The organism is Paenibacillus thiaminolyticus (genome assembly GCF_003591545.1).
Taxonomy (GTDB): domain Bacteria; phylum Bacillota; class Bacilli; order Paenibacillales; family Paenibacillaceae; genus Paenibacillus_B; species Paenibacillus_B thiaminolyticus_A.
Map to the genome: position 1 here is coordinate 1 of NZ_QYZD01000072.1, position 10,939 is coordinate 10,939.

Consider the following 10,939-nt stretch of genomic DNA (forward strand, 5'->3'; position numbering starts at 1 on the left):
GATCCATGTTTTGCAGCACGAGCATCGCATCGAAGAGCGGATTGCGGCTCGTGTCGCGCTGCCGAACTACCCGTTCCACCAGTTCTTCGAACGGATACTCTCCATGCTCGAAGGCATCGAGCGTCGTAAGCTTCACTTCCTCCAAAAAGGCCGCAAAGCTCTTCTCCCCGACCGGGTACGTCCGCAGTGCCAACGTATTGACGAACATCCCCAGCATGCCTTCCAGATCTGCACGCGGCCGTCCCGCCACCGGAGAACCGACAATGACTTCTTCTTGTCCCCCAAGCCGCGCCAGCAGCGTGCTGTAGGCGGCAAGCAGCACCATATACACCGTGGTTCCGCTCGTGCGGGCCAACGCGCGCACGGCCGCAGCAATCTCGCCGTCCAACTCAACGTCCACCCGGCCTCCCTCGAAGCTGCGTACGGCCGGACGTGGATGATCGGCCGGCAGGCTCAGCACCGGCAATTCGCCACCTAACTGCTCCACCCAGTACGCTTCCAACAGCTCGTAGGCTTGGCTATCGGCGTAGTGCTCCCGCTGCCATACCGCATAATCTTTGTACTGCAGCTTCAGCGGCTCCAACGCTGCACCCGCGTACAGCTTTGCAAATTCGTCTACCAAAATGCTGATCGAGGTGCCGTCCGAAATAACATGGTGCATATCGAACAGCAGCACGTGACGTGTTGCTTCGAGACGAACGACTGTCGTACGCAGCAGCGGCGCTTCGATTAGGTCAAACGGACGGAGGAATGCCTGGATCAGTTCCTCGACCTCTTCTTCCTGCGCTTCCCTATACGACACGTCACACATCACCTGATTCGCTACCCGCTGCACCGGCTCGCCGTCCACGACGGCAAACGAAGTTCGCAGCGATTCATGCCGGGCGATGAGCGCTTGCAGCGCCGTTTCGAGCCGGGCCCGATCGAGAGCTCCTTCGAGCCGCAGCGCCACCGGCATGTTGTAGCTTAGTTCGGCTCCCTCTAACTGCTGCAGAACATACAGCCGTTTTTGGGCCGAGGATAGCGGATAATGCGCCCGTTCGCCTGCCGGGGCCAACGCTTGATACACCGTGCTGCCACCCGTCGCCATCAGCTCAGCCGCTAGCCCTTCAACCGTCGGCGAGAGGAACAGCTGTCTTAGCGGCAGCTCTACTCCCAGCGCCTGGTGAATCTTCGATACGAGCGTCATCGCCTTCAAGGAATGGCCGCCCAGTTCGAAGAAGTTGTCGTGGATGCCTACGCGCCCGACGCCTAACACCTCCTGGAACAGATCCGCCAGCTTCTCCTGGACCTTGGTTCGTGGCGACGCAATGCCCTCAGCCTTTCCATTTTTCGAAGGCAGCGGCAGCGCCCGACGGTCCACCTTGCCGTTCGGCGTCAACGGAAGCTCTTCCAGCCTTACGAAATACGCAGGAACCATGAATCCCGGAAGCCTTGCAGACAGTGCTTTACGCAGTGATGAAATCTCCGTTTCCTTGCTCGCGACCACATAGGCGCATAATTCGAGATCCCCCTGCTTCAACTCGCAAGCGACGACTGCCGAATCTGCAACGCCTTCCAGCTCGGTAAGATGCTGTTCAATCTCGCCCAATTCGATCCGGTATCCTCGAATTTTTACTTGGTGGTCATTGCGCCCAGCAAATTCCAGACTGCCATCAGGCAACCAGCGCACCAGATCCCCGGTTTTATACAGCCGTTCCCCTTCCATAAAGAAGCTTGGGATGAATTTGTCCTCGGACAGCCGAGGTCTGTTCATATACCCGCGTCCTACGCCTGCACCACCGATATACAGCTCTCCATATACTCCAATCGGCTGCAAATTTCCATATTGAGGATTCACGACATAGAGCCTTACATTTGGAAACGGTCTTCCGATCGGTACGTGCCCCGACGGCGTTAACGGATACGGTTCCGGGGCCCCTGTCCACTCATAGAAGGAAGAGTCAACGGTCGCCTCGGTTACACCGTAGCAGTTGATAATCCGCATCCTGTGCCCGAACCGTTCAAGCAGCCAGTGAAAATCAGGGTTGAGACAACGGTCGCCGCCTAAAATCAGTAACCGCAATGACGGAATATCTACCTTCCGCTCATCGATGTATTTCATAATGGACATCACTAAGGACGGTGTCGAGTTGAGCAGCGTGATCGCATGCGTGCGGATCAATCCCGCTATGGCCGCGGGCTGCAGTCGCAGCTCGCTTGGACAGATGACCATCGTTCCTCCGAAAGGAAGCGTACGGGCCATATCTTCGACAAATACATCAAACGAGAAACTGGCCATCTGCAGCAGCCGAATTTCCTGTGAGTCCAGACCATAAGCTTGGTTCCAAGCAAAAATTCGTTCTATTAAATGCCCATGTTCGATCATGACGCCCTTCGGCTTGCCGGTAGTGCCCGAAGTGAAAATAATATAGGCCAAATGTCCGGGCTCAGGCAGTTGCAGGGAAATACCTTCCGTAACGGCAGCGTCATCGTCTTCCAGACATAGAACGTCATAGGACGCTCCCCATTCCTCCCCGTACACCCGCTCTGTCAGCAGAAGTCGGGCGCCGCTTTCTTCAAGCATGTATGCAATCCGTTCGGCTGGATAATCGGCATCCAGCGGTAAATAGGCACCGCCCGATTTCCAGACCGCCAATACGGCCACAACCATCCAAGCGGAACGAGTCACAAGAACGCCGACGATATCCTCGGATCCGGCGCCGCGCTGTCTCAGTGCCTGAGCTAGACGGCTGGCACGATCATTCAGCTCGGCGTAACTCATTTCACGGTTGTTGAACACCACTGCCGTACGGTTCGGGTTCAGCAACACTTGTTCTTCGAATAACTCGATTATTGTCTTGCTGCCAACAGGCTCTATCCGGGGCGGATTAAACTCCTGCATCAATTGGCGCTCCTGCGCCGCTGTCAGCAGAGAGACTGCTCCTAACGCCGTGTCAGGCTGTCTCGATACATGGCGCAAAAGCTCTGCAAAATGTTCCGCCCAACGTCTGATCGTCTCTTCGGTGAATAATGCCGACGAATATTCCCAACTGCAAGAGAATCCCTCCTCTTGCTCGGATACGTTCAAGGTTAAGTCAAATTTGGCAACCGTGTCCTCCAGAAGATACGGGGTCAACCGAAGATCGGGAAGCGCAAGCTCCGCCTGATCCATGTTTTGCAGCACGAGCATCGCATCGAATAGCGGATTGCGGCTCGTGTCGCGCTGCCGAACTACCCGTTCCACCAGTTCTTCGAACGGATACTCTCCATGCTCGAAGGCATCGAGCGTCGTAAGCTTCACTTCCTCCAAAAAGGCCGCAAAGCTCTTCTCTCCGGACGGGTGCGTCCGTAGTGCCAAGGTGTTCACGAACATTCCCAGCATGCCTTCCAGATCTGCATGCGGCCGTCCCGCCACCGGAGAACCGACAATGACTTCTTCTTGCCCCCCAAGCCGCGCCAGCAGCATGCTGTAGGCGGCAAGCAGCACCATGTACACCGTTGTCCCGCTCGTGCGGGCCAGCTCGCGCACAGCGTGCGCAAGATCGCCGTCCAGCTCAACGTCCACCCGGCCTCCCTCGAAGCTGCGTACGGCCGGACGCAGATGATCGGCCGGCAGGCTCAGCACCGGCAATTCGCCCGCAAGCTGCTCCACCCAGTACGCTTCCAGGTGCCCGTACGCTTGGCTATCGGCGTAGTGCTCCTGCTGCCATACCGCATAATCTTTGTACTGCAGCTTCAACGGCTCTAACGCTTCGCCCGCGTACAGCCTCGCAAATTCATTTACCAAAATGCTGATCGACGTGCCGTCTGAAATAATATGGTGCATATCGAACAGCAGCATGTGACTCGTTTCTTCGAAGCGAACGACGGTTGCACGCAGCAGCGGCGCCTCGCCTAGGCCAAACGGACGGAGGAATGCCCGGATGCGCCCCTCGACCTCCTCTTCCTCAGCCTCCTCATAGGAGACAGAGAAGGCCCACTCGTCCTGAACCCGCTGCACCGGCTCGCCATCCACGATGGCAAACGAAGTGCGCAGCGATTCATGGCGGGCGATAAGCGCCTGCAGCGCCGCTTCCAGCCGTGTCTGATCCAGTTCTCCTTCAAGCCGCAGCGCCACCGGCATGTTGTAGCTCAGCTCGGCTCCCTCTAACTGCTGCAGGATGTACAGCCGCTTTTGAGCCGAAGACAACGGGTAATGCGCCCGTTCGCCTGCCGGGGCCAACGCTTGATATGCCGTGCTGCCATTCATCGCCATCACTGCAGTCGCTAACTCTTCAATCGTTGGCGAGAGGAATATTTGTCTTAGCGGCAGCTCTACCCCGAGCGACTGATGAATCTTCGATACGAGCGTCATCGCCTTTAAGGAATGGCCGCCCAGCTCGAAGAAGTTGTCATGGATGCCTACGCGCTCAACGCCCAGCACCTCCTGCCACAACTGCGCCAGCTTCGCCTCAACATCGGTTCGCGGCACTATATAACCAACTTCCGCTCCGCTTCCCGCCGGCTTCGGCAGCGCACGGCGATCCACTTTGCCGTTCGGCGTCAGCGGAAGCTTTTCCAGCTGCATGTAGTGCGCCGGCATCATGTACGACGGCAGCGATGCGGCCAAGGCGGCTCGCAGCTCTGCTGCCGCGAGCGGATACTCGCCCGTTATATAAGCGCACAAGTCCTGCCCATGCTCTTGCATTTCTACGGCAGTTACGACGGCTTCGCTTACGCCCGGAATGCGCAGCAACCGAGCTTCGATTTCGCTCAGTTCAATCCGGTATCCCCGGATCTTCACCTGATGGTCGCTCCGTCCCAGATGCTCCAGCCGGCCGTCAGGCAGCCAACGCGCCAAATCCCCGGTTCGGTATAGCCGCTCCCCGGCAACAAACGGGCTGTCTACAAATTTCTCGTCCGTCAGCTCCGGACGCGCCCAATATCCGCGGGCGACTCCCGCACCGCCGATGCACAGCTCTCCTGCCACGCCGATTGGCTGCGGCTGCAGCGCCTCGTTCAGCACGTACGCCTGCGTGTTCGCCATCGGACGTCCGATGCTGATCCGTTCGCCTCCTTCTAAGCGATCACACGTAGACCAAACGGTCGTTTCCGTCGGCCCATACATGTTGTACAGCACCGCATCCGTATATTTCCTCAACTGCCCATACAGGGTGGAAGGGAAGGCTTCCCCGCCGACCAGCAGTGTTGTGAGACTCCGCAGCTGCGCCGCGCTTCGCGCATCGCCAAGCAATAGCATCAGACGCGAAGGCGTCATCTGCGCCATCTGAACCGGGTGCTGAGCGAGCAGTTCCGCCAGCACGGCCGGATCCTGCTGCGCTGCCTCGCTTGCGAGGACGATCTGCATCCCACAGCTCAGCGGCACCCAGCTCTCCGCGGCGAAGATATCGAAGGACACTGTCGTGATGCATAGCATCGAATCATGCGACCCGAACGGAAGCTCGCGAATCATTCCCGAGATGAAATTGACCACGTTCCGGTGCTCTACGACGACCCCTTTCGGCATGCCGGTCGTTCCGGAGGTGTAGATGACGTATGCGCTGCCGGATGGTTTTATCTTCACGTCAACAGGTACAGAAGAATACCGGGCCAGTTCCTCGGTGAAGGAGAACGAGATGGTATCGCCATCGAGACTCATTTTGCCGCCTTCCTGGCCTCCGGCCTGATTGACGTACTCCGTCCGCCCAACCAGTTCTTCCGTCAATGCATCATCCAGGCATAGTACATGACGCAGCGATGTCTCATACAGACCTCTCACCATCCCAAGCTGAGCCGAATCCGTCAGCATTACCTGCATCCCGGAATCCCGAATCATTCCCTCCATGCGCTCTTTAGGCAGCATAGGGTCAATTGGCACGTAAGCGGCACCGGCTTTCAAAATCCCCAACAGCCCGGCGATAAGCTGCGGCGAACGGTTCATCAGCACGCCTACGCATTCTTCCTCCGTTACGCCGTGCGCATGCAGCCATTGGGCGATGCGGTTGGCCTGCTCCTCCAGCTCCCGGTAGGTCAGACGCCGGTCTGCGCACACGACCGCCGGATGATCCGGCGTCTTCGCCGCCTGCCGTTCGAACAGGGAGGAAATGCTTGCCCCTTCCGGAAGCGGCGCATTCGTGTCATTGAACCGGACTAATAGCTGTTCATGTTCGGCCGTCGTCAGCAAGCAGGCGCTTCCCAACTTTACCTGCGGATTGGTGGAAACTTGCCGCAGAAGCTCTGCAAAGTGATCCGCCCAACGTTCGATCGTCTCGCGATCAAACAGCATGGAACTGTATTCGAGCGAGCAGCGTATCCCTTCCTCGTGTTCGCGCACCGATAGCGTCACGTCGAATTTGGCCGCATTATAGTCGAACGGATAGGTGGATAAACGCAGGCCGGAAAGCTCCAGCTCCACCTGCTCTGTGTTCTGCAATACGAGCATCGCATCGAAGAGCGGATTGCGGCTCGTATCGCGCCGGCGTACGACCTGTTCCACCAGTTCCTCGAACGGATAGTTCCCGTGCTCGAAAGCTCCGAGCGCCGTCTGCTTCACTTCCTGCAAATAGACCGCGAAGCTTTTGTCTCTGGCCGGATACATGCGCAGCGCCAACGTATTCACGAACATCCCGAGCATGCTGTCCAGATCGGCGTGCGGCCGTCCCGCCACCGGCGATCCGACGATAATCTCCTCCTGCCCGCTAAGGCGCGACAGCAGCGTGCTATAGGCTGCCAGCAGCACCATGTACATCGTTGCACCGTTCGCTCGGGCCAACCCGCGCACTGCCGACGCAAGCTCGCTGTCCAGCTCGAAGTCCACTTGGCCGCCTTCAAAGCTGCGCACTGCCCGGCGCGGATGATCGGCCGGCAGGGTGAGCACCGGCAATTGGCCTGCAAACTGTTCCCGCCAGTAAGCTTCCAGCTCACGGTACGCCGGCATCTGAGTATACTTCCGCTGCCATACGGCATAATCTTTGTACTGCAGCCGCAGCGGCTCTAATTGTTCGCCGGCGTACAGCTTCATAAATTCTTCGATAAAAATATTTATCGACGTGCCGTCCGAGATAATATGATGCATATCGAACAGCAGCAGGTGCCGATCTTCGGCGAGACGAACGACGGTCGTGCGCAGCAGCGGGGCCTCGCTTAGGTCAAACGGACGGAGAAATGCCTGGATTCGCTTCCCGGCGTCCGCTTCCTCCGACTCCTCATAGATCACGCGCAATGCCGGATCTTCCTCCACCCTCTGCACCGGCTCGCCATCCACGACAATGAATGAAGTACGCAGCGGCTCATGGCGCTCGATCATCGTCTGTAGCGCGGCTTCCAGCCGAGCCTTATCCAGCGTTCCTTCGAGCTGCAGCGCCACCGGCATATTGTAGCTGAGTCCCATCCCCTCCAATTGCTGCAGCAAGTACAGCCGTTTTTGAGCAGAGGACACCGGATAATACGCCTGCTTTGCCACAGGCAGCAGCGCTTCGTACGATGGACATGTTACGGCTTCCAGAGCCGCTGCCAGACCTGCGACCGTAGGAGCCTGGAATAACAATCGCAATGGAACTTCCACATCCAGCGTCTGGTGAATGCGCGATGCAAGGGTCATCGCCCTTAGAGAGTGACCGCCCAATTCAAAGAAATTGTCATGGATGCCTACGCGCTCGACACCCAGCACATCCTGCCACAACAGTGCGAGCTTGGCTTCCATATTTGTTCGCGGCGCCTCATATCTTTTGCCTGCCTTGGCTCCATCCGGCTTCGGCAGCGCCCGGCGATCCACCTTTCCATTCCGCGTTACAGGCAGTTGCCCAAGCTGGACGAAGGATGAAGGTATCATATAGTCCGGCATGACCGTCCCGAGAGCCTCCCGCAGCTCGGTATAAGAAAACTCGCGTTCACCTGCGATATAGGCACACAGCTCATTGCTTCCGTACTCGTCCCGATGAACGAGAACGGCCGCTTCCCGAATCCCTTTCACCCCGAGAAGCCGAGTTTCGATCTCGCCCAGCTCAATTCGGTATCCCCTTATCTTCACTTGATGATCCATGCGGCCCAAATACTCGATGCTCCCGTCTGCCAACCAGCGGGCCAAATCCCCTGTCCTGTACATCCGTCCGCCGGAAGAGAATGGATTGGCGATGAAGGTCTCGCGAGTTCGCTCAGGCTGCTTCAAATAACCTTCTCCGACACACGCTCCCCCAATGTACAACTCGCCTGCGACACCTATCGGCTGCGGGCAACCGAGCGGATCCAAAATATAAATAGAGGAGTTGCCGATAGGTCTGCCGATGGGAGGAAGCTCTGTCACAATGTCATTCGGCGTAATCGTATACGAAGTGGCAACATGCGTCTCGGAAGGCCCGTAGTGATTATGGAGAGTCACTCCCCGCTCGCGCAAATAACGCTGCAGCGGCTTTCCGGCGACCAGCGCCTCGCCTGCCGTTATGATGTGACGCACGCTGCTAGGCCACACGGATTCATAAGCAGGGTCATTCCATGCGAACTTTACAAAAGAAGCAGGCAAATAAATCGTCTCAATGCCCTGATCCTCGATATATCGGAAAAGCGCAACGGGATCCCGACGCATCTCCTCATCGATGACATGGAGCGTTCCGCCCGCAAGCAGCGTAGTGAAGATCTCCTGGTAGCTGACATCGAAGCTGTAGGAAGCATACTGAAGCACGTTTTTGTGAAAAGGTACAGAGGTATGCTTATGCTGATAAAGCACAAGATTAATAAGGTTTCTATGCTTCAGAATCACACCTTTGGGGTTGCCCGTAGTCCCTGAAGTGTAAATGACGTACAGCGGCAGCCCATTCTGTTCGCCCAATGAGATCTCAACCGGCTCGCGATCCCCCCTGACATCATGGTTCGCGGCGAACAAATCGCTAATAATTAGCGTTTCTCCGTCATACGCAAGGCGTTGGCCCGTCCGTGCCGAATCGATGAGCAGGCAGGCTGCCTGGGAATCCTCCAGCATGTAAGCAATGCGATCCGCAGGATAGGACGGATCCACAGGAAGGAAGGCCGCCCCCGCTTTAAGAATCCCTAACAAACCGATCATCATATAAGGAGAACGGCCGGCCATGAGGCCGACAATGCTGCCTGCCCCTAGGTTGCGATGCTGCAAAGCAAGCGAGAGTTGATCGGATAGCTGATCCAGCTCTCGATAAGTCAGCATAGTATCGCCCACTACCAATGCAATGCCGTCCGGAGCCTTAACCGCCTGTTCTCTGAACAACTGGTGTATCGTTGTATCCGGCAGCTCCATGGCAGGTCCGTCATGCCATGCCGCCAGTGTATTCCGTTCTTGTTCACTCAGCAAAGTTACTTTACCGAGCGCAATCCCCGGCTCATCGACCGCATGCCGCAGCAATTGGATGAAATTTTCTTGCCAACGCCCGATGGTGCCAGGTTCAAACAGGGCTGTGGCGTATTCCAGGCTGCAGTGAAGTTGATCTCCCTGTTCGTTGATGAACAAGGACAAATCGAATTTCGCAGTGGGATTCTCCATCTCATAGCGAGATACCTCGACTTCCTCCATCCGGAGCTCGGATTGTTCCATGTTCTGCAAAGCGAACATGACGTCAAAGATCGGGTTCCGGCTGATATCCCGCTGTTGGACCACCTGCTCGACAAGTTCCTCAAACGGGTAATCCGCGTGTTCAAACGCTGCGATGGAAATTTGCTTGACTTCTTCCAAATATTCTGCGAATGTTTTCTCCCTGGACGGCATCGATCTGATGGCCAATGTGTTCACGAACATTCCTAAAATACTGGACAGATCGGCATGAGGCCGTCCGGCAATAGGCGTTCCGACAATCATATCTTCCTGGCCGGATATTCTTGACAGAAACGTGCTATAAGCAGATAGCAGCACCATGAATAAGGTAGTCCCCGTGTTTTGCGCAAGCTTGCGCAATTTGCCGGTCAGCTCCGCATCAATGATGAAATCCAGGCGGCTTCCGTCAAAGCTCTGTACCGGCGGACGAACAAAATCACACGGCAAGGAAAGAATCGGAAGTTCTCCTGCAAGCTGTTCGAGCCAGTATTCCTTGTGTCGGGCATACTCCTCGGAATGTTCCTTCGCGTTCTGCCATACTGCATAGTCCTTATAATGAAGGGAAAGCTGCGTCAAGCTCTCTCTCATATACAGACTTGTCATTTCCTTTATGAAAATCTCCATGGACGTGCCGTCTGAAATGATATGATGCATATCGAACAACAACAGATGCCGCAAATCCGCCAGCTTTATCAATTGGATGCGCAGAAGCGGCGCTTGTCCCAGATCGAATGGCCGAATGAAATTATGGATGATCTCTTGAAGCTGCTCCCCTTCGGCATCGCGGAAAGACAGCGAGAATTCAACCTCCGGGCAAATGATCTGAACAGGTTCGCCATTTACGAAATCAAAACGTGTACGAAGGACTTCATGACGTGCCGCTAGTTCCTGTAAAGCAAATTCCAATCTTGCCCGATCCAATTGTCCCTCGAGGAGCATCGCCGCGGGCATATTATAGCTCAGTTCCGCTCCTTCGAGCTGCTGCAGTACATAGAGTCTTCTCTGTGCAGAGGACAGGGGATAGTATTCCCGCTGCCCGGCAGGTCGCAGGCCTTCATGTGCGCCTCTAGCCGTTCTGTCCACGGTCAGCGCCATGGCTTCAACGGTCGGGAACCGGAATACGTCCCGAATGGCGATGGGTATGCCCAAGCTCTGATGAATGCGAGATACGAGTATCATCGCTCTCAGGGAGTGGCCTCCGAGTTCAAAGAAATTGTCGCGGATCCCCACCTGAGATACGTGCAATACCTCCTGCCACAGCTCCGCAAGCCGGGCTTCCGTAGCAGTTCGGGGAGCTATATATCGGGAAGCTGTTGCCATATCCTCTGTAGGCTCCGGCAGCGCATTCCGATCCAGCTTGCCGTTTCTAGTGAGCGGAAGTTCCGACAGATGCACGAAATGCGCAGGAACCATATATTCAGG

At 56.4% G+C, this 10,939-nt stretch carries 1 protein-coding gene; it reads right to left on the reverse strand.

All coding sequences use genetic code 11. The features are described from left to right. On the reverse strand, positions 1-10,939 hold a 10,939-nt coding region (locus DQX05_RS29645), incomplete at both ends, for a non-ribosomal peptide synthetase (RefSeq protein WP_147385250.1).